The sequence below is a fragment of the Priestia sp. J2 genome, from assembly GCF_020790095.1.
Classification (GTDB): Bacteria; Bacillota; Bacilli; order Bacillales; family Bacillaceae_H; genus Priestia; species Priestia zanthoxyli.
On record NZ_CP086210.1, the window covers coordinates 1 to 19,880 of the forward strand.

Sequence of the window (19,880 nt, forward strand, 5' to 3'; positions counted from 1 at the left end):
TGCCCAGATCGTTACGCCTTTCGTGCGGGTCGGAACTTACCCGACAAGGAATTTCGCTACCTTAGGACCGTTATAGTTACGGCCGCCGTTTACTGGGGCTTCGATTCAGAGCTTCTCCCAAAGGATAACCCCTCCTCTTAACCTTCCAGCACCGGGCAGGCGTCAGCCCCTATACTTCGCCTTGCGGCTTCGCAGAGACCTGTGTTTTTGCTAAACAGTCGCCTGGGCCTATTCACTGCGGCTCTCTCGGGCTATACACCCTACCAGAGCACCCCTTCTCCCGAAGTTACGGGGTCATTTTGCCGAGTTCCTTAACGAGAGTTCTCTCGATCACCTTAGGATTCTCTCCTCGCCTACCTGTGTCGGTTTGCGGTACGGGCACCTCCCGCCTCGCTAGAGGCTTTTCTTGGCAGTGTGGAATCAGGAACTTCGGTACTATAATTCCCTCGTCATCACAGCTCAGCCTTTATGATGAGCGGATTTGCCTACTCATCAGCCTAACTGCTTGAACGCGCATATCCAGCAGCGCGCTTACCCTATCCTACTGCGTCCCCCCATTACTCAAACGGCGGGGAGGTGGTACAGGAATATCAACCTGTTGGCCATCGCCTACGCTTTTCAGCCTCGGCTTAGGTCCCGACTAACCCTGAGCGGACGAGCCTTCCTCAGGAAACCTTAGGCATTCGGTGGACAAGATTCTCACTTGTCTTTCGCTACTCATACCGGCATTCTCACTTCTAAGCGCTCCACCAGTCCTTACGGTCTGACTTCACAGCACTTAGAACGCTCTCCTACCACTGACATCAAAGATGTCAATCCACAGCTTCGGTGATACGTTTAGCCCCGGTACATTTTCGGCGCAGAGTCACTCGACCAGTGAGCTATTACGCACTCTTTAAATGGTGGCTGCTTCTAAGCCAACATCCTGGTTGTCTAAGCAACTCCACATCCTTTTCCACTTAACGTATACTTGGGGACCTTAGCTGGTGGTCTGGGCTGTTTCCCTTTTGACTACGGATCTTATCACTCGCAGTCTGACTCCCATGGATAAGTCTTTGGCATTCGGAGTTTGACTGAATTCGGTAACCCGTTGGGGGCCCCTAGTCCAATCAGTGCTCTACCTCCAAGACTCTCACAACATGAGGCTAGCCCTAAAGCTATTTCGGAGAGAACCAGCTATCTCCAGGTTCGATTGGAATTTCTCCGCTACCCACACCTCATCCCCGCACTTTTCAACGTGCGTGGGTTCGGGCCTCCATTCAGTGTTACCTGAACTTCACCCTGGACATGGGTAGATCACCTGGTTTCGGGTCTACAACCACATACTAAACGCCCTATTCAGACTCGCTTTCGCTACGGCTCCGCCTTATCAGCTTAACCTTGCATGGGATCGTAACTCGCCGGTTCATTCTACAAAAGGCACGCCATCACCCGTTAACGGGCTCTGACTACTTGTAGGCACACGGTTTCAGGATCTCTTTCACTCCCCTTCCGGGGTGCTTTTCACCTTTCCCTCACGGTACTGGTTCACTATCGGTCACTAGGTAGTATTTAGCCTTGGGAGATGGTCCTCCCAGCTTCCGACGGAATTTCACGTGTTCCGCCGTACTCAGGATCCACTCAAGAGGGAACGAAGTTTCAACTACAGGGTTGTTACCTTCTTCGACGGACCTTTCCAGGTCGCTTCATTTACTTCGTTCCTTTGTAACTCCGTATAGAGTGTCCTACAACCCCAAGAGGCAAGCCTCTTGGTTTGGGCTAATTCCGTTTCGCTCGCCGCTACTCAGGAAATCGCATTTGCTTTCTCTTCCTCCGGGTACTTAGATGTTTCAGTTCCCCGGGTCTGCCTTCAATATCCTATGTATTCAGATAAAGATACTGTTCCATTACGAACAGTGGGTTTCCCCATTCGGAAATCTCCGGATCAAAGCTCACTTACAGCTCCCCGAAGCATATCGGTGTTAGTCCCGTCCTTCATCGGCTCCTAGTGCCAAGGCATTCACCGTGCGCCCTTTCTAACTTAACCATTAGCGAATAAATGGTACAACATAAAGTTGTGTTATTTATTGGTTTGATTAAAGAAAAGTTTCACTTTTCCTCAGCAATTACTGTTATCTAGTTTTCAAAGAACAATCGCAACCAAAATTCTTCTTATCTAATAAGAAGAAAGTAGTGTGCTTTCTATAATTGAGAGATTGAACTCTCAAAACTGAACAAAGTGTCAAAACGTACGTCATGTAAAAATCCTTAGAAAGGAGGTGATCCAGCCGCACCTTCCGATACGGCTACCTTGTTACGACTTCACCCCAATCATCTGTCCCACCTTAGGCGGCTAGCTCCTTACGGTTACTCCACCGACTTCGGGTGTTACAAACTCTCGTGGTGTGACGGGCGGTGTGTACAAGGCCCGGGAACGTATTCACCGCGGCATGCTGATCCGCGATTACTAGCGATTCCAGCTTCATGTAGGCGAGTTGCAGCCTACAATCCGAACTGAGAATGGTTTTATGGGATTGGCTTGACCTCGCGGTCTTGCAGCCCTTTGTACCATCCATTGTAGCACGTGTGTAGCCCAGGTCATAAGGGGCATGATGATTTGACGTCATCCCCACCTTCCTCCGGTTTGTCACCGGCAGTCACCTTAGAGTGCCCAACTAAATGCTGGCAACTAAGATCAAGGGTTGCGCTCGTTGCGGGACTTAACCCAACATCTCACGACACGAGCTGACGACAACCATGCACCACCTGTCACTCTGTCCCCCGAAGGGGAACGCTCTATCTCTAGAGTTGTCAGAGGATGTCAAGACCTGGTAAGGTTCTTCGCGTTGCTTCGAATTAAACCACATGCTCCACCGCTTGTGCGGGCCCCCGTCAATTCCTTTGAGTTTCAGTCTTGCGACCGTACTCCCCAGGCGGAGTGCTTAATGCGTTAGCTGCAGCACTAAAGGGCGGAAACCCTCTAACACTTAGCACTCATCGTTTACGGCGTGGACTACCAGGGTATCTAATCCTGTTTGCTCCCCACGCTTTCGCGCCTCAGCGTCAGTTACAGACCAAAAAGCCGCCTTCGCCACTGGTGTTCCTCCACATCTCTACGCATTTCACCGCTACACGTGGAATTCCGCTTTTCTCTTCTGCACTCAAGTTCCCCAGTTTCCAATGACCCTCCACGGTTGAGCCGTGGGCTTTCACATCAGACTTAAGAAACCGCCTGCGCGCGCTTTACGCCCAATAATTCCGGATAACGCTTGCCACCTACGTATTACCGCGGCTGCTGGCACGTAGTTAGCCGTGGCTTTCTGGTTAGGTACCGTCAAGGTACGAGCAGTTACTCTCGTACTTGTTCTTCCCTAACAACAGAGTTTTACGACCCGAAAGCCTTCATCACTCACGCGGCGTTGCTCCGTCAGACTTTCGTCCATTGCGGAAGATTCCCTACTGCTGCCTCCCGTAGGAGTCTGGGCCGTGTCTCAGTCCCAGTGTGGCCGATCACCCTCTCAGGTCGGCTATGCATCGTTGCCTTGGTGAGCCGTTACCTCACCAACTAGCTAATGCACCGCGGGCCCATCTGTAAGTGATAGCCGAAACCATCTTTCAATCATCTCCCATGAAGGAGAAGATCCTATCCGGTATTAGCTTCGGTTTCCCGAAGTTATCCCAGTCTTACAGGCAGGTTGCCCACGTGTTACTCACCCGTCCGCCGCTAACGTCATAGAAGCAAGCTTCTAATCAGTTCGCTCGACTTGCATGTATTAGGCACGCCGCCAGCGTTCATCCTGAGCCAGGATCAAACTCTCCGAAGAAATGTTTGACTTGCTCATTTAAAAAATAAAAATTAACGTTGACGTTTGTCGCTTTGTTCAGTTTTCAAAGTTCAAGCGCCGCCCTTAAGCGACTTTAATATCATAACAATCCATTAAACAAATGTCAATAACTTTTTTAAAAATCGTTATCAACGCTTTCTCTCTTAACGACGCTTTACCATTATAATTCACTTATTTTTAAAAATCAATAGTTTTTTATTTTTTATTTTAGTTGTATTTTGATCTCCTACCTGAATTGGTAACGATTATATTTCAGTTGTAAAATTTATAACTCAACCCAAAATAAGAGATTTGATGAAATAGTGTTCCATAGCTTAAACGAGACTTAATTAAAGTACCATACCCTTCAGAATATATGTTGAAACAAGAAAAAAGCAAAAAGATTAATCTTTTTGCTTTAAATTAACTATTGCTCTATTCTATAAAAAATAAAAACGATTAGTCTTTAGAAGTACAAGGTATATTAGGTACACAATTTGGAACGTCAGGTACACAGTTTGGTATCTTAGGCATACAGTTTGGCACTTTAGGTAGACAATGCGGTATCTTAGGCATACAACGTGGAACATCAGGTATACATCTTGGCATCATTTTTGTCCCTCTTTTCAATATTCATTTACTTATTATATGTATAAACCTAAGGACAAGCTTGTACGCTCGTCCAATATCATAGAAATTTTTCTAACTTAATATATTGACGCAGATAGAAATAAACTTAGTATAATTCCTTAAATCGCATAATCTTCAATTAACGTAATTCATTCAAAGAAATTAGAATCATTCAGTTCAATAATTTTTATCATGTCTAAATAGGTGCAACCTCTTTTTTTTCTTAATCCATAACCTTTCTAATAATAAAAATTTCTTTTCTAAAACATATTTATTACAAACAATACCTTTAACAACCTTGGCATATATTTTTTAGTTACTAGATAACTCACCCAAGAGTTTGTCCTATTTTCACATATACTAATATTAGAAATCTAACCTTTATTGGGAGTGAAATACATGTCAACACCGTTAACAGGACGAGTCATCTTTAAGGGAGATCCTGGCTATCAACAAGCGATTAAGAACTGGAACCCTTATGTTGATGTCTATCCTCTTGTCTTTGTTTTTGCACAAAATTCTTACGATGTCAGTAATGCTATTAAATGGGCTCAGGAAAATAAAGTACCTTTACGTGTCAGAAGCGGACGCCATGCTTTAGATAAGAACCTTTCAGTAGTAAATGGCGGAATTGTTATTGATGTAAGTGACATGAATAGAGTTTGCCTTGATAAAAAAAGTGAGATTGCAACGGTTCAAACAGGAATTCACGTGGGTCCACTTGTAAAGATGCTAGCTCGAGAAGGCTTTATGGCTCCGTTTGGAGATAGCCCCACTGTTGGAATTGGAGGAATTACGATGGGAGGAGGATTTGGAGTAGTCTCACGATCAATTGGCCTTATAAGCGATAACCTTCTTGCCCTGGAAACAGTAGATGCCAAAGGCCATATTCTTCAAGCAGACCAATCTTGCAATAAGGACTTATTTTGGGCTTCTAGAGGTGGTGGCGGTGGGAACTTTGGATATAATACCGAATACACGTTTAAAGTTCACCGTGCCCCTAAAACTGCAACCGTCTTCAATATTATTTGGCCATGGGATCAATTAGAAACAGTATTTAAAACTTGGCAAGAATGGGCACCATTTGTAGACGAACGATTAGGGTGCATACTTGAGATTTACAGCAAAGTAAATGGTTTGTGTCATGCAGAAGGGATTTTCTTAGGTTCAAAAAAAGAACTGACTAAATTGTTAAAGCCTTTACTAAATGCTGGAACCCCAACACAAACAGTTATAGAAACATTGTCCTATCCAGATGCTATAGATTTCTTAGACCCTGACGAACCAATCCCTGGCAGATCCGATCAGAGTGTTAAATTTTCATCGGCTTGGGGACTTGATCTGTGGTCCGAAGAGCCTATTTCATCTATGAAAAAGTTTTTAGAAGAAGCTACTGGTACAGAAGCCAATTTCTTTTTTATAAATTGGGGTGGTGCTCTAAGCAGAGTACCAAGTAATGAAACAGCCTTCTTTTGGCGCCGTCCATTGTTTTATACAGAATGGACATCTAGTTGGGAAAATAAATCCCAAGAAGCTTCCAATCTTGCATCAGTTGAAAAAGTACGTCAGCTAATGAAACCATATGTAAAAGGGTCCTATGTTAATGTTCCAGACCAAAATATTGAAAAGTTCGGAAAAGCATATTATGGGTCAAACTTCGCAAGACTTCGAGAAATAAAGGCTAAATATGATCCTGAAAATTTATTTCATTTCCCTCAAAGCATCCCACCATCTTGTTAATTACTCAAAATTCAATCAAGCCTCAACCTATACAACTGAATATTTAATATAGAAAGAACTATTGACGGAAAAAAGCAGCAATAGTTCTTTCTATATTTAAACCCTATATAGTATAGAAATCTCTTCAATACAATGGCCTGTATATCACACATAAAAATCTTTCACCTTAAAAAATTTATCCAAATATATGAAAAAGAGCTTTACTATTACATATAACCCCTAAACCCCCTTGGCTTTTATAACAGGCTGTTTTAGAAGTCGTAGTTTCCTTAGGAAGGAAATGTTCATCCAATTAGATCTTTTAACAATAAAAACACCCCTTGTACATTTAAATGTACTTACTCTCGTATCACAACAGCCACTAGACCTAATATGAAAGGCTCTTTTTACCAAATATAGGCTTTTTCATATTGCAGCTTGTCTACCTATGAATACACTATTAATGAGTAAAAGTGAATTTACTCACGTCTTCTCCCTAACTTATCAGAAAAGAGGTGATCGAAATAGAAAGGAATAATTCTCATCATAATAAAAAATCTAATTGCAGCTCAAAAAACAAAAAGAAAAAAAGAGAAAAAAACTGCACCTATATTAGCATTTATATTTATAACCATGCAGAAACTGGAGGACAGATTAGTGGTAACCACAGTCAAAATGCTAATCAGGGCGGTCAGGTTGCTAAACATGGGGGACAAAATGCGAACCAAGACGGTGTAATTGTTAAAGAATGTGGAAGAAGAAATAAAAATGCTAAAGTAAAAAAAGTTCAGTTTTGAAGAGAAGTGAAGAAAAAACCATTCTAATAATATCTCGCAAGATCCCTCTAAAATATAAGAGGTATAGAAAAGGTGATTAAAATACAAACATATTATATGAAGTATAATTTTAAAAATGGTATGTATTATGTAGACAAGTCCTTCCCACAAAAAAAGAAGAAAAGAAGTGTAAGTATTAATCCCCCAGCAGAAACAGCCAGTAAGAACCCTAATTCTAAAATAGCTACTCATGCTTATAACGTAGGAATGGGATTTACAAACACTGAGATAATTTCTTCAAGGATAATTGTAATAGATGGCGGTATGAAGTTTTAGCTAGTATGAAAACTCCATTATATGTAAGGGCTTAAAAGAGATTTCATATAACAATTCCCTCTTAAAGTCCTTATTTTCAATCACAAAAAAAGATTAAATGAAAATGATTAAATAGTACAAGCCTTTGCTTAAAACTTACATATAATAAATTAAATATAGATTCATATGATCTGTATTTAATTTGGTATAGCAAGGGGGACACCGCGTATGATTCCAGAGGTTTTGAGAATTCTTGATCCTGGCACACCGATTGCAAGTGTACTTTTAAGCGGTACTCAAATTAATAACGTTATTTTTTCAAGCTTCGATGAGGCAAGATCTTTAGCTTATTTCGCTACTTCAGCAGGAGTGATTGTTTTAGACGCTGAAGAAATCCAAGGTCTGCAAACAGCTTAATTATTTAAATTAGGACAAGCATTTAGTAGGGAAGCTTGAAAGTATGCTTCCCTACTGTCTAAATATATATTAGATACAACTTTAAGAGATATAACTATTCATTTAGAACAAAAACAAAGATTGTAGGCCTAAAGGTTCTAACACAAACTTAATTACATAATATGTAAGTTTCTATACATCTTATATTTACCAATGCCTTTCCAAAGCCCATAATAAAGAATTTGCTTTGTATAGGTAGTAAAATCACTTAAATGTTTGTCCAAAATTTGCTGAAGAATATCTTGATTAATGGCTTGATAATCGTGAACAGCAATATTTTTGAAACCTACCATAGCTTTCATTCTATAAACAATCTCGCTTGTAATAATAGATTGAGACTCCTACATGTCAAAAGCTTCTCTGCTCGTTTTGGGAAAACCCAAACGTTCTTCAGCTACAATGTGCATCGCTAAATCAATAAAAGCTTGGCAAGCGCGTTGTATATTTAAAATAATAGAGTCCTGTTTCGTATAATCCAGTAAGTTTTGGAAATTTTGCTGGTATACGTGTAGGACATATTGCATGTTTCAATCACATTTATTTTATTTAAAATGATATCATTTTAAATAAATACTCCCAGTCTCATCTACTTTCTGCAGTACACCTTTGCACACACCTTTAAAGCCTTCATTTGCTCATTCATACGCAGCGTGTCATCATCTGAATAAATAACAATGCCTGTCGTATAATTTTGGCTAATGGCTTTTCTCATACACAAAATGACGTAGAACAACCTGTAGGAAATCAGGGCATTAAAGAAGGCAAAATTGCAGATTTAGAACACGTTTCTGGACCTTTAGATGACGATGATCTCGAAGAATTTAGCGATTTTTAAAGACTAAGCCACTAGATATACTAGTGGCTTTCTTTCTAATTACAAATTTGGTGCTTTAAAGCGAGACATAACACTCATTATCTAAAGATAAATTAGTAATATGACAGATAGGATAACTTTTCACTTTTAATAACTCTCTTAAAATACACAATTATTTGTTTAAATAAAGACTCTGTCCAAGCCCTTTTAATGCATCGTGAATACTCTATAAAGAGTGCGATTTCTAGGAGGGAACAAATGCTTCATTTATTAACTACTACTTTATCAGTTTCTGTTGTTATCCTGTTGTTTTATGCAGTGAAATATATTATTAAGATTTTAAAACAACAATCAGTCAAAAACCTAAAAACCATTCCAATAAAAAAGGCATCACCACTATTTAAGCGCCGTATCAACGCTAGTACTAAGGAATTTACAGCTGATGATTTTCAGAACTCAAGCCAAATCATTGTAAAGTTCAAAAAGAATGTGTGCTTTGAAAAACAAGTAAATATTCATCGTAAGAATAAATGTACACTGATATATCACAACAAAGATCTTGATTTTCAGGTCTTACATTCTAGAAAAAAGATTAATGACTTAATTAAACGCTATAGTGAATTAACTGAAGTAGAATACGCAGAACCAGATTATACATTTAAAGCTTCATATACCCCGAATGACCCCTTTTTTCCTTATCAATATGGTCCTCAGAAGGTACAAGCCCCAGATGCTTGGGATGTTACTACTAGTAATGGAAATATAAAAATTGCTATTGTAGACACGGGAATTCAGTTAAATCACCCTGAACTATCTATTAAGCTTTGGCCTGGCTATAATTTTGTAGATGGAAATCTAGTTCCTAACGACGGTAATGGACACGGAACTCACGTAGCAGGCATAGCTGCAGCCCTTACAGAGAATGGTTTAGGCATTGCAGGAATGGCTCCGTCAGCATCAATAATACCCGTTCGTGCTCTTGACAACAGTGGAAATGGTCTATTGAGTAACATTGCAAATGCAATTACCTATTCAACAAATGCAGGAGCAAAAGTTATTAATTTGAGCCTAGGTTCAACTCAAAGTTCAATCACTTTAGAGAATGCCGTGAATTACGCTTGGAGCCAAGGAGTAGTAGTTATAGCTGCAGCCGGAAACGAAGCTTCTAGTACCCCAACATACCCAGCTGCTTATCAAAATGTAATCGCTGTGGCCTCTACAGATAGCAATGATCAAAAATCTGATTTTTCCAATTTTGGCACTTGGGTAGATGTTGCTGCTCCAGGTTCAACAATTTTGTCTACTTATATAGGCAGCTATTACGCATATCTAAGCGGTACTTCTATGGCTGCCCCTCATGTTTCAGGACTTGCAGCCTTGCTAGCAGCTCAGGGAAAAACCAATCTCCAAATTAGAAATACTATTCAATCCACGTGCGATGTAGTACCAGGTACAGGATTATACTGGACTTATGGAAGAATTAATGCAAATCGAGCAGTTCGCTAGCATTAAACTTTAAAGAATTCATCTATTGCGGGTGTTAACAATTTTATTTAACACAGGTCTATAAAGGGTATAAAAAGCGCTGAAACCCCGATTATCAGTGCTTTTTATATTATAAGAGCAACTTACTGAATAACCATGTACATGTATGTCTTCTAAGTAAATCTACCAATCAAATATGTGTATATAAAAATTTAAATAATAGGAGAATTAATGTGAATTTACAGGATGTTAAAGGGCAATATGATTTAATCATTAGCTTAGGTAGTGCTTGTAATCCTGCACTACAACTGAATCGATTAAATTTGAGAAGTTTTACCTCAAGTCCACTTGACTGGAGCTATTCTCCGTATCTTTCAGATGTAAATAGACTACTTCAGAATAAGTTTAATGGATTTATGCAGATTGAGAATATGAGTTTAGTAGATGACAGCGGAGATTATGTATATTTTAATGATAAAATGCTTAGATTCCCTCATCAAAATCTATATAAATCAACTAAATCTTATATTATACAGGACACTTATTACAATATCTTCTCAGCTCATGATTTTGCTATAGTGCCTAATAAAGATTGGACCGATATGTATCCAAAATTCAAAAAAAACCTTGATTACAGAGTTAACAGGTTTATGAAAAAGATGATGAGCAGTAAATCAATTTTGTTTATAAGGTGGGGAGCTAAATATGAGGAAGCAACTGAATTACAAAAAATCTTATCCTCTCTTACAAAAGCGCAGATTAGAATACTTATCCTTAATCCCGTAGACGGTATACAGACTCCTACCGAAGTTGACTGGGAAATCAATAATGTATGTATGGTCAATGTACCACTCGATCCAAATAATGTTTCGACTTGGGACTATGTTCTAGATGGAATATTACTACGTCACTAAATGGACGTTATGTAAAAATCTCTCCCGTTTAGCCTCAGTGTCTTTTTAACTAACACTTTCTTATAAAGATATAGTCACTTTGTCCAATCAAATGTACAAGGTTTAGCATTTACTATAATAGAATTGCTAAATACAAAGGGATGATTATATTGAATTTACAGGATATTAAAGGATCTTATGACTTAATGCTAGGGCTAGGTAGTTGGTGTGGTCCCTCCCTTAATTTAAGAAGGCATAATTGGAGAAGGTTTTCATTCCCTTTAGACTGGATGATATCTAATTCAATTGCTGATGTCACTAGGTTGTTAAGAAATAGATTTAGTGGATTTATGGACCTCCAAAATCTGCAGCGAACTGATGGGTATGCTCATTTTCTTGATGACGGAGTCGCAATTTTCCCTGAAGAAGGTGGAACAGAACCAGTTAATGCTCATTTTATTCACGACATGCATTATAACATTATTTCTGTTCATGATTTCCCTATCATTCCAAATGTAGACTGGACTGTAATGTATCCTTCTTATAAAGAAAAGCTTAATCAACGTATCACGAGATTTTTTGAAAAAATTGAGAATAGCCCCTCTGTTTTATTTATTAGATGGGGAGCAGCTACTCCAGAAGAAGCGATAGAATTAAAGACCACATTATCAGAATTAGTAAACGGTTCATTTAATATACTACTACTTCAACCTCTAGATGGATTAAAAGGCGTAATAGATATGAACTGGACAATTGATGGAATTTGTTCAGTTCAAGTACCTCTAGACAACCCAAATAATGAAGCTGTTTGGGACTATGTACTGAGTGGATTAAGTATAACTAATTTTTGGGCGTAATTCCCACAACTATTTTCATACAATTTTATGTAATAAGAATAAAATTAAGCACCAAAGACCTTGTTTCTTTTCAAAAAGGAAGCAAGGTCTTTTCTGATTTTCACCCCCCTGTATTTACTCTTTAAATATTCGTACTTGACGGCCTAAAATATAAGATTTTAGCCACTAGAAGAGAACTTACAGAGAAAGATTTAAACATTGAACCACAAAAAAGCAGCCATCATTCTTATTAATTTAAAGAGGAGGGCTTATTATTTTAGACTTATCACTTTTTATTGGGAAGATTAATAGATTAGCCTATAGCAAGAAAAAAGGAAAAGCATATTTTAATAAATAAGGGGCCGAATGCGAATTAGGAGAGGGTAATTATGCTTATAAATAAGGTGAATAGGGTGTGTAAAGAATGAAAGTTATGACTATTTTGGGTACAAGGCCCGAAATTATACGTTTAAGCCTCATTATTAAAAAGTTAGATGAATATGCTTCACAGCACGTTTTAGTGCATACAGGACAAAATTTCACTCCTTCATTAAGTGAGGTATTTTTTCAAGAGTTAAACATACGCAAACCAGACCATATATTGGCTAATCAGCAGCTCTCATTAGGTGAACAGTTATCGAAGATGTATAAAGAGCTCGAACAGCTATTTTTAAAAGAAAAGCCGGACAAAGTTTTAATATTAGGCGATACTAATAGTGGTTTAAGCGCAATTCTAGCAGAAAGAATGGGTATATCAGTCATTCATATGGAGGCTGGAAACCGTTGTTTTGATTTAGAAGTGCCAGAAGAAAAAAACCGCCGGATTATCGATGCAATCTCAAGCTTCAATCTACCCTATACTCCTCAAAGTAAAGAAAATTTAATTAAAGAAGGTATCCCCTCAAATCGTATTATTATTTCTGGAAATCCAATTAACGAAGTTTTAAAACATTATGAACCTGCTATAAAAAAAAGCAGCATTCTTGAGAAACTGTCCTTAAAAGAAAATGACTACTTTCTGGTTACAGCCCATCGTGCGGAAAATGTAGATCATGAAGATCGATTGTTGGAAATCATGAAAGGCATCAATATGGTAGCTGAGTTTTACCAAAAGAGAATAATATGTAGTATTCATCCTCGTACTAAATCTCGAATAGAAAATATTTCACTGCTAGAAGTTCATCCGTTAGTAGAATTTCATGAGCCTTTTGGTTTTTTCGATTTCGTAAATTTAGAAAAAAATGCTTTTTGTGTCTTAACAGACAGCGGAACAGTTCAAGAAGAATGCTGTTTGTTTTATGTTCCTACGGTAACTATTCGTAAAACAACTGAAAGACCAGAAACCATTCAATGTGGAAGTAACATGCTGTCAGGAATAGATGCTGACCAAATCTTGACTTGTGTTCATGTAATGGTGAACCAATTAAAAAATTGGTCTTACCCTGAAGGATATGGTCATGTAAATGTTTCAGACAAGGTAATTAAAGTTGTACTAGGAGGAATGAAAGGTGTTTAATAATAAGACAATTTTAGTAACAGGTGGCACAGGTTCTTGGGGATATGAACTTGTTAAGCAACTACTAACACATAACCCTAAAGAAATACGTATTTTTTCGAGGAATGAATCAAATCAATTTACCATGAAACAAGAATTTGATAACCATCCTAAATTGAATTTTATTATTGGAGACATTAAAGAAAGAGAAGCGCTAATTGAAGCATGCCAAGGCGTCAATTATATTTTTCACTTAGCTGCTTTAAAACATGTTCCGGTATGTGAAGATCAACCAATTGAAGCCTTAAAAACCAACGTACATGGTACTCAAAATGTAATAGACGCTGCAATAAGCTGTGATGTAGATAGAGTCGTTTATATCTCCACTGATAAAGCGTCAAATCCAGCTAATTTTTATGGTTTATCTAAAGCAATGGGAGAAAGATTAATCATTCACGCTAACACATTAAATACTAAAACTAAATTTGTTTGTATACGTGGCGGAAATGTGTTAGGAACTAACGGAAGCGTTATTCATGTATTCAAGAAACAGATTCAAGAAAAAGGAAAAATCGGTATTACTGATCCTGGGATGACTCGTTTCTTCTTGACATTAGAGGATGCAATAAAGCTAGTTTTCAAAGCCACATTTGAAAGTCTAGGTGGAGAAATTTTTGTCATGAAAATGCCCACTTGTCGGATTATTGACTTAGCCAATGTGTTAATAGAAGCTTCTGGAAAAGAAAAGGTTGAAGTTGAGATATTAGGTGTAAGACCTGGAGAGAAAATTCACGAGCTTCTGTTATCTGAATACGAAAGTGCAACAACTGTTACTTACGACGACGAGTATTATGTTATCCTACCTCCAATTCATATTGAAGGTTTAAAAGAACATTATTTAAATTATGCTCAAGTAAATCTAGAAAAATATGATTCAAGTAAACAAGTAATTAGTAAAGAAGAAATTAGAGAGATGTTGCTGAAAGGCGGGTTTATTTAAATGAAAGTACTAATTCTTGGTGGAAAAGGAATGGCAGGTCATGTAATCACTAGATATTTCATACAGCATACAAACCATGATGTTTTCTGTACATCAAGAGACCCTAAGGATAAAAAGGCTATTTACTTGGACGTAACTAACTTTAAACATGTTGAGGAGACCATAGAATCTATTAAGCCAGACGTCCTTATTAACTGTATTGGAATTTTAAATGAACACGCTAGCCATAATCCAATGCATGCTTTTCAAGTAAATAGCCTACTTCCACATCAGTTAGCTAAATTTGTTGAACGGCATCAAGGAAAATTAATTCATATTAGTACAGATTGTGTGTTTTCAGGAAAAAAAGGAGATTATACAGAAAACGATGTTCCAGACGGTACCTCTGTATATGCTCAGTCTAAACAGCTAGGTGAAATTATTGACGAAAAACATTTAACAATCCGCACTTCTATAATAGGACCCGAGTTAAAGAAGGATGGCATTGGTTTATTCCTATGGTTTATGACACAAAAGGGCTCAATTAAAGGGTATAAAAAGGCACTGTGGAATGGAGTAACAACGTTAGAATTAGCTAAAGCAATTAATTTCTTCTTAGAAAATAATACTTCCGGACTCTATCATTTGCACTCACCGAAGAAAATATCAAAGTTTGCATTACTAGAATTGATTAAAGATATCTTTAAAAAAGATGATGTCAAAATTATTCCTAATGAGGATGTAATATTAGATCGTACTATTATTAGTACTCGGACAGATCTTTGTTATCCAACTCCTAGTTACCAGCAGATGTTAATGGAGCTGAAAGAGTGGATGTCAAAATAACTAGTACTCACCATATGTAAGAAAAACATGATAAGATGGGAAACACTAAAAATGATTTCTCTCATACTAGCTTATGATAAACAGATAATAAAATTCATTGTATACTTCTACAAGAATAAGAATAGACAGCTAGACTATTTTTATAAAAATAGTTTAGCTGTCTATTCTTATTCTAATTTATAGTAAAATGAAAATAAAGTTACGTTAGAGATTAGACTCAGCTTTTTCAACGTGCTCAGGTATCACGTATACAGTAAGACCGTAGCGTTCTTTTATTTCCTTTGCAACTTGTTCTGCTATAATCTTATCAATAAATGCTCCTGTTATAATTCGATAACGTTGCTTTCCAGTTATATCGTATCCTTGTTGCAACTCTATTTGCTTATGATCCATACCCTTTCCCCCTTATCCGGTTAACAAATTAATTTTTTTAACATTGACTTTTATATAGGCACCTCGAAAAGCACCTTAACATTAGCAAGGAAAAGTTTTTTGCACTGCATCTATTTCAATTAATACAACTTGTCCATTAGTATTGTATAGAGGTTATATGTATAGAAAATATTAAATAAGCTTCAAGAGGCAAGTGAGTACATACACCAAGTAAGTATGATGGAGATTTTCTTCCCATTCAAATCTCCTAAGGATATCATTTGAAAAACATAACCTTTTATAAATACATTAAAGGGAGAGCTAACGTACTTATAAAAGGGAAACACCATCAAGTATCCTTTTCCAATAATGATTATTAGCGTTCCATTTATCTTGATTGGGTAATTCAATAGCACAAACTTTATTTAGCGACCATTCTTTTTCAACTAAATCATTCACATCCGTATGATTAATAATCAGAATGCTAAAGTCACTTTCAATCATAGTAGATAAAATGCTCTCAAGCTCTGCAGCTTCTTCACGATTAGCTTCCGTTCTAATAAACAGAATACGCTGGCCAGTAGATAAATTCTCTAAAAACCGTTGAATTCTTCTATCGTACTTCTCTTTAACCTCCCCGTATCCTCCTAAGTGAGAAAGTGTATTTTTATCAGTCTTAAAATCGTGGTTAAACCCTATATTATAAATTTCATCCCACACTAATAAATCCCAATCAGATACGTACTGGATTATCCTTAAATTATCCGGGTTTAAAAAGTCAGCAAACTGATTTTTCAAAAGCATGTTTACCTTTTTCAGATCCGGTGAGGATACCCAATCCAAAATCCCCGCAAAGTTTCTTAAGTTATTGTCTCTCAGTTTAAGAGATGTCAAACATAAATCGCCTAAACTAAAAATGGCGCTATATGCCCCTTTTAAATCTTCTAGTTTCATATGGGTTGCTCCTTAAAGGGTCTTATTGTACAAGGCTATACAATATTAAATGCAGGACTATCCTAAAATGTTAGGGCTAATGAGCATATAGTTAATAAAATAGACAACTAGTTAAGAAATGTAGAAAAGCTTAAATACTAAGCTTTTTTTCTAGAGAAAGTATATGTTTCCTTTAACCCCTCTAAAACAGATACTCTTGAAGACCATTCTAATAGCTTTTGTGCTTTCTCACTGTCGAGACAACTATGTTTGATATCCCCAGGTCTCCCTTCCGTATAAACAACATCAATATTAGAACCATGAATATACTCAAGGTTTTTTAATAAATCGTTCACTGAAGTTTTCTTTGTAGTACTGGCGTGAACAACCTCTTGGTTCCCTTTTTTAATTGCTGCAATATTAGCTTGAACAATATCTTTTACATATATAAAATCACGTGTCTGTTCCCCATCACCATGAATATTAAAGGAAAGCCCTTTGCTCAATCTTTCTAAAAACACTGCTACTACTCCGCCTTCTCCTTTTGGCGTTTGCCGTGGCCCATATACATTTCCGTATCGAAGAATTGTATATGGTAAATTATACAAATAATGAAATAGACGTATATACGATTCAGCAGCTAGCTTCGACAGACCGTAATAAGAAGCTGGCACAGTTGCATCTTGTTCAGTAATTAATTCCTTTTGTAGATTTCCATATACAGCTGAAGTAGAGGCAAATATAAACTTACCTACCGAAGCATCTCTACAGGCTTCCAGCAAATTTATAGTTCCTTTTATGTTCACATCTGCGTCATATTGAGGCGATTGGATAGATCGTGAAACATCTGCCTGAGCAGCTAAGTGAAAGACTATGTCAGGCTTTTCATCTAGAATGATTTGTTTGGCTTTATCACTACATATATCTTCTATATGAAAAGTAGCAAGAGGGTGTATATTATCATACTTTCCAGAAATTAAGTTATCAATTATGTGGACATTAAAGCCTTGTCTAATGAGCTCTTCTACAAGATGGGAACCAATAAATCCCGCCCCACCAGTTACTACAGCCTTCATATACTATTCTCTCCTCTTTAAAGTTTTAATAGTATATGTCACCTATAGGGCTCCTGTATAAGCTACCTACCCAATCATTTCCGAAAAAAGACATTTAGCTTCCTTTTCGATATATTTACATTTCACTCTTATGTGAAAGCACCTCTTTATAAACATCTAGAACTTTTTGAACTGCATCTTTCTGATCCCAATGTTTTAAAGCCCATTCTTGTGCATTGGCTCCTAACATGCCTCTATATGCTGGATCTATTAGCAAATTATAAAGGTTTTCACATAACGATGTGGCATCACCTGCCGGGAAAATTAAACCTGTAGATCCATGCTGAACCATTTCGGGTAATCCCCCTGCGTCACTTACTATTACTGGTTTTTTAGCAATCTGAGCTTCAATAACTGATAAAGGTTGATTCTCTATAAGACTTGGCAAAACAAAAATGTTAGCAAGAGAGAGTAAAGAAGGCACATCGTTTCTATTACCTAAAAATAAAACCCTCTTACCTAAACCGAGCGCTCTACTCTGAGCCTTCAACTCAGCTTTTTGATCTCCATCTCCAACGATCCAGCAGACCCAGCCTTTCTTAATTTTTTTGAGTTCACTGAGAGCCTCTAATAGATGATGAATACCTTTAATTTCAGCTAATCTCCCTGTATAAATAATTACTTGTTGACCAACTGGTGGATGAACATTAGATGGTGTTTGCATTCGCTTTAAAAAAGAATCTATATCATATCCGTAATGAAACACTTTAAGTTGATGCTCATTAACCCTAAATTCCTGAATTAAAATTTCCTTTAACCAATGATTTGCAACTATAGTACAATCAGCAGCCATAGCACCTGTATGTTCAAGTTCATTAAAATATTTAGTAGCTATATCAGCTGTAGGAGCCTTCAGAATGTCTTTGATGTAGCGATTTAACTCGTGAGCAACACAACCATGTATAGTTGCTACCACCGGCGTTTTTACACTCTTTAAGGAACGAATACACGCAGTTGCTACAACATCTTGTGTGTGAATTAAATCATATTGGTTGATATTTAAACGAGAAACACCTCTTGTATAACCAATACGTTCTTTTTCATAAAATTTCACTACTGGATCTTTATATAGAATAGGAGTATTTTTCTCATGTTGTTCCAATTCTTCTACTAATAATAGTTCATCTTTAATTACCTCTATATTTTTATTAACAATATGAACTGATTTATTTCCAAGTCCATGTCCAAGTAAATCTACTTCATGACCCAACCCTTCAAGCTCTTGCTTTAATTGCTGCATATAATTCCAAACTCCACCTACATGGGGAACTTCCCAGAATGTAGCAAGCAGTATTTTCATTATGTTCTCTCCTCTTCCCGTAGCATTCACGTTCTAAAAGTCTCTCTATATAGGTATTCATGGAATTTGTTAATGCTATAGACCTCTGCCTGTATTTTCACTCTATGTTTTAGGATCGTGTCTTGTTGAGCATTAGATGAAATATTTAGCTTTTTAAGCATACATCTATAATAAGTTTTATTTATTAGATTATTATTCAGAGTGGGGTGTCGTGATTGGATAAGAAACCTACGTTACTAATTACCGGTGCTAGTGGATTTACTGGACTTCACGCATGTGATTATTTTTCAAGATTAGAGTTTGACGTCATAGCTATCACAAACATGAATTCATTTTCTAATAAGCAAATTAAACGCAGAACATGCAATCTATCTAATAATGAGTCGGTAAAGGAGTTAATTTCAATAACCAAGCCGGACTACCTCCTTCATTTGGCAGGTCAAAACGCTGTGGGATTATCCTGGGATAATCCCATTCAATCTCTAGAAGTAAATGCAATGGCTACAGCATACTTACTTGATGCTCTTAGAAAAGAGATGCCTTCTTGTAAAGCTGTTATTGTAGGTTCTGCTCTTCAGTTTGATCCAACGGTTCCAGCCATGTTTAATCACCCCTATGGTCTGAGTAAGACCATTCAAACCCTCATTTCGCAATTTTGGTCAAATCAATACAATATGAATGTTGTTGTCGCTAAACCATCAAATCTTATAGGTCCTGGCTTCTCTAAAGGAGTTTGTTCCATTTTCGCTAAAAAAATTATAGCTATGGAGAAAGAAGAGGGGGAAAAGTATCTGAGGGTGAGTAACTTAAATAATCGTTTTGACTTCTTAGACGTACGAGATGCTGTTAGAGCTTATGATTTTCTGCTCAGAAAAGGAGAAAATGGACGTTCATACAATGTCTCTTCTGGAAAAAGTAATTCTTTACAAGATATTATAAATATTTTCAAAAAGATAACTCCTATTAAATTTCAAGTGAAAGTGGATGATAAAAGTCCTTTAAATAATTTTGTTACTTCAAACCCTACAGCACTAACTGACTTGGGTTGGCAACCAACTACGACATTAGAATCTTCTATCCGGGACATTATTGACTTTTATCGTTAGAGATTCT

At 37.3% G+C, this 19,880-nt stretch carries 15 protein-coding genes, 2 rRNA genes and 1 pseudogene; 11 read left to right on the plus strand and 7 right to left on the minus strand.

Annotation, left to right across the window (positions count from 1 at the left end; translation table 11 throughout):
* Positions 1-2,026: ribosomal RNA gene (locus LJY09_RS27055) — 23S ribosomal RNA — on the minus strand.
* Positions 2,027-2,251: 225 nt separating this feature from the next.
* Positions 2,252-3,803: ribosomal RNA gene (locus tag LJY09_RS27060) — 16S ribosomal RNA — on the minus strand.
* Together the 16S and 23S rRNA genes form the textbook arrangement of a ribosomal RNA operon.
* Before the next feature lie 1,029 nt (positions 3,804-4,832).
* Here LJY09_RS27060 and LJY09_RS27065 point away from each other — a divergent pair.
* From LJY09_RS27065 to LJY09_RS27080, 4 genes are all read left to right on the plus strand, one after another.
* Complete coding sequence (locus tag LJY09_RS27065; protein ID WP_228307892.1) at positions 4,833-6,173, plus strand: FAD-binding oxidoreductase; 1,341 nt, start codon at positions 4,833-4,835, stop codon at positions 6,171-6,173.
* Between the two features lie 494 nt (positions 6,174-6,667).
* Positions 6,668-6,949 carry a hypothetical protein gene (locus LJY09_RS27070; protein WP_014462143.1) on the plus strand — a complete coding sequence of 94 codons (282 nt, stop codon included), beginning with the start codon at positions 6,668-6,670 and terminating at the stop codon, positions 6,947-6,949.
* Positions 6,950-7,021: 72 nt separating this feature from the next.
* Positions 7,022-7,264 carry a hypothetical protein gene (locus LJY09_RS27075; RefSeq protein ID WP_014462142.1) on the plus strand — a complete coding sequence of 81 codons (243 nt, stop codon included), beginning with the start codon at positions 7,022-7,024 and terminating at the stop codon, positions 7,262-7,264.
* Between the two features lie 207 nt (positions 7,265-7,471).
* On the plus strand, positions 7,472-7,660 hold the full coding sequence (locus LJY09_RS27080; protein ID WP_014462141.1) for a hypothetical protein: 189 nt from the start codon (positions 7,472-7,474) through the stop codon (positions 7,658-7,660).
* Between the two features lie 152 nt (positions 7,661-7,812).
* Here the strand turns inward: LJY09_RS27080 and hepT are convergent.
* Positions 7,813-8,216 (minus strand): annotated as a pseudogene (gene hepT / locus LJY09_RS27085) (type VII toxin-antitoxin system HepT family RNase toxin).
* 555 nt (positions 8,217-8,771) lie between these two features.
* Here hepT and LJY09_RS27090 point away from each other — a divergent pair.
* From LJY09_RS27090 to LJY09_RS27115, 6 genes are all read left to right on the plus strand, one after another.
* Positions 8,772-10,019 (plus strand): S8 family peptidase, encoded by a 1,248-nt coding sequence (locus tag LJY09_RS27090; protein ID WP_099000270.1) that lies wholly within the window; start codon positions 8,772-8,774, stop codon positions 10,017-10,019.
* A gap of 212 nt (positions 10,020-10,231) precedes the next feature.
* Positions 10,232-10,912 (plus strand): DUF1796 family putative cysteine peptidase, encoded by a 681-nt coding sequence (locus tag LJY09_RS27095; protein WP_033580836.1) that lies wholly within the window; start codon positions 10,232-10,234, stop codon positions 10,910-10,912.
* A 185-nt stretch (positions 10,913-11,097) separates the two neighbouring features.
* On the plus strand, positions 11,098-11,748 hold the full coding sequence (locus tag LJY09_RS27100; RefSeq protein ID WP_323134981.1) for a DUF1796 family putative cysteine peptidase: 651 nt from the start codon (positions 11,098-11,100) through the stop codon (positions 11,746-11,748).
* A gap of 403 nt (positions 11,749-12,151) precedes the next feature.
* Positions 12,152-13,243 carry a non-hydrolyzing UDP-N-acetylglucosamine 2-epimerase gene (gene wecB / locus LJY09_RS27105; RefSeq protein WP_228307893.1) on the plus strand — a complete coding sequence of 364 codons (1,092 nt, stop codon included), beginning with the start codon at positions 12,152-12,154 and terminating at the stop codon, positions 13,241-13,243.
* Entirely contained in the window at positions 13,236-14,222 is a 987-nt protein-coding gene (locus tag LJY09_RS27110) for a polysaccharide biosynthesis protein (RefSeq protein WP_014462133.1), read from the plus strand. The genes wecB and LJY09_RS27110 overlap by 8 nt, the downstream gene beginning before the upstream one ends.
* Positions 14,223-15,047 (plus strand): dTDP-4-dehydrorhamnose reductase family protein, encoded by an 825-nt coding sequence (locus LJY09_RS27115; RefSeq protein ID WP_228307894.1) that lies wholly within the window; start codon positions 14,223-14,225, stop codon positions 15,045-15,047.
* A 204-nt stretch (positions 15,048-15,251) separates the two neighbouring features.
* On the opposite strand, the gene LJY09_RS27120 is transcribed toward LJY09_RS27115, so the two are convergent.
* From LJY09_RS27120 to LJY09_RS27135, 4 genes are all read right to left on the minus strand, one after another.
* Positions 15,252-15,440 carry an SPOR domain-containing protein gene (locus LJY09_RS27120; protein ID WP_014462131.1) on the minus strand — a complete coding sequence of 63 codons (189 nt, stop codon included), beginning with the start codon at positions 15,438-15,440 and terminating at the stop codon, positions 15,252-15,254.
* A gap of 309 nt (positions 15,441-15,749) precedes the next feature.
* On the minus strand, positions 15,750-16,373 hold the full coding sequence (locus LJY09_RS27125) for a DUF1796 family putative cysteine peptidase (RefSeq protein WP_228307895.1): 624 nt from the start codon (positions 16,371-16,373) through the stop codon (positions 15,750-15,752).
* Positions 16,374-16,510: 137 nt separating this feature from the next.
* Positions 16,511-17,428 carry an NAD-dependent epimerase/dehydratase family protein gene (locus LJY09_RS27130; RefSeq protein ID WP_014462129.1) on the minus strand — a complete coding sequence of 306 codons (918 nt, stop codon included), beginning with the start codon at positions 17,426-17,428 and terminating at the stop codon, positions 16,511-16,513.
* A gap of 115 nt (positions 17,429-17,543) precedes the next feature.
* The gene (locus LJY09_RS27135; RefSeq protein ID WP_115652734.1) at positions 17,544-18,767 is read right to left on the minus strand and encodes a glycosyltransferase family 4 protein; all 1,224 of its coding nucleotides are present in this window, start codon (positions 18,765-18,767) and stop codon (positions 17,544-17,546) included.
* 215 nt (positions 18,768-18,982) lie between these two features.
* On the opposite strand from LJY09_RS27135, the gene LJY09_RS27140 reads away from it, so the two are divergent.
* The gene (locus LJY09_RS27140) at positions 18,983-19,873 is read left to right on the plus strand and encodes an NAD-dependent epimerase/dehydratase family protein (protein WP_228307896.1); all 891 of its coding nucleotides are present in this window, start codon (positions 18,983-18,985) and stop codon (positions 19,871-19,873) included.
* The last annotated feature ends 7 nt before the right edge of the window (positions 19,874-19,880 follow it).

What these genes read in the sequence shown, in the direction of transcription:
- LJY09_RS27065 (WP_228307892.1), top strand. Translation starts at nt 4,833, where the DNA reads ATGTCAACACCGTTAACAGGACGAGTCATCTTTAAGGGAGATCCTGGC.
- LJY09_RS27080 (WP_014462141.1), top strand. Translation starts at nt 7,472, where the DNA reads ATGATTCCAGAGGTTTTGAGAATTCTTGATCCTGGCACACCGATTGCA.
- LJY09_RS27090 (WP_099000270.1), top strand. Translation starts at nt 8,772, where the DNA reads ATGCTTCATTTATTAACTACTACTTTATCAGTTTCTGTTGTTATCCTG.
- LJY09_RS27100 (WP_323134981.1), top strand. Translation starts at nt 11,098, where the DNA reads ATGCTAGGGCTAGGTAGTTGGTGTGGTCCCTCCCTTAATTTAAGAAGG.
- wecB (WP_228307893.1), top strand. Translation starts at nt 12,152, where the DNA reads ATGAAAGTTATGACTATTTTGGGTACAAGGCCCGAAATTATACGTTTA.
- LJY09_RS27115 (WP_228307894.1), top strand. Translation starts at nt 14,223, where the DNA reads ATGAAAGTACTAATTCTTGGTGGAAAAGGAATGGCAGGTCATGTAATC.
- LJY09_RS27120 (WP_014462131.1), bottom strand. Translation starts at nt 15,440, where the DNA reads ATGGATCATAAGCAAATAGAGTTGCAACAAGGATACGATATAACTGGA.
- LJY09_RS27125 (WP_228307895.1), bottom strand. Translation starts at nt 16,373, where the DNA reads ATGAAACTAGAAGATTTAAAAGGGGCATATAGCGCCATTTTTAGTTTA.
- LJY09_RS27130 (WP_014462129.1), bottom strand. Translation starts at nt 17,428, where the DNA reads ATGAAGGCTGTAGTAACTGGTGGGGCGGGATTTATTGGTTCCCATCTT.
- LJY09_RS27135 (WP_115652734.1), bottom strand. Translation starts at nt 18,767, where the DNA reads ATGAAAATACTGCTTGCTACATTCTGGGAAGTTCCCCATGTAGGTGGA.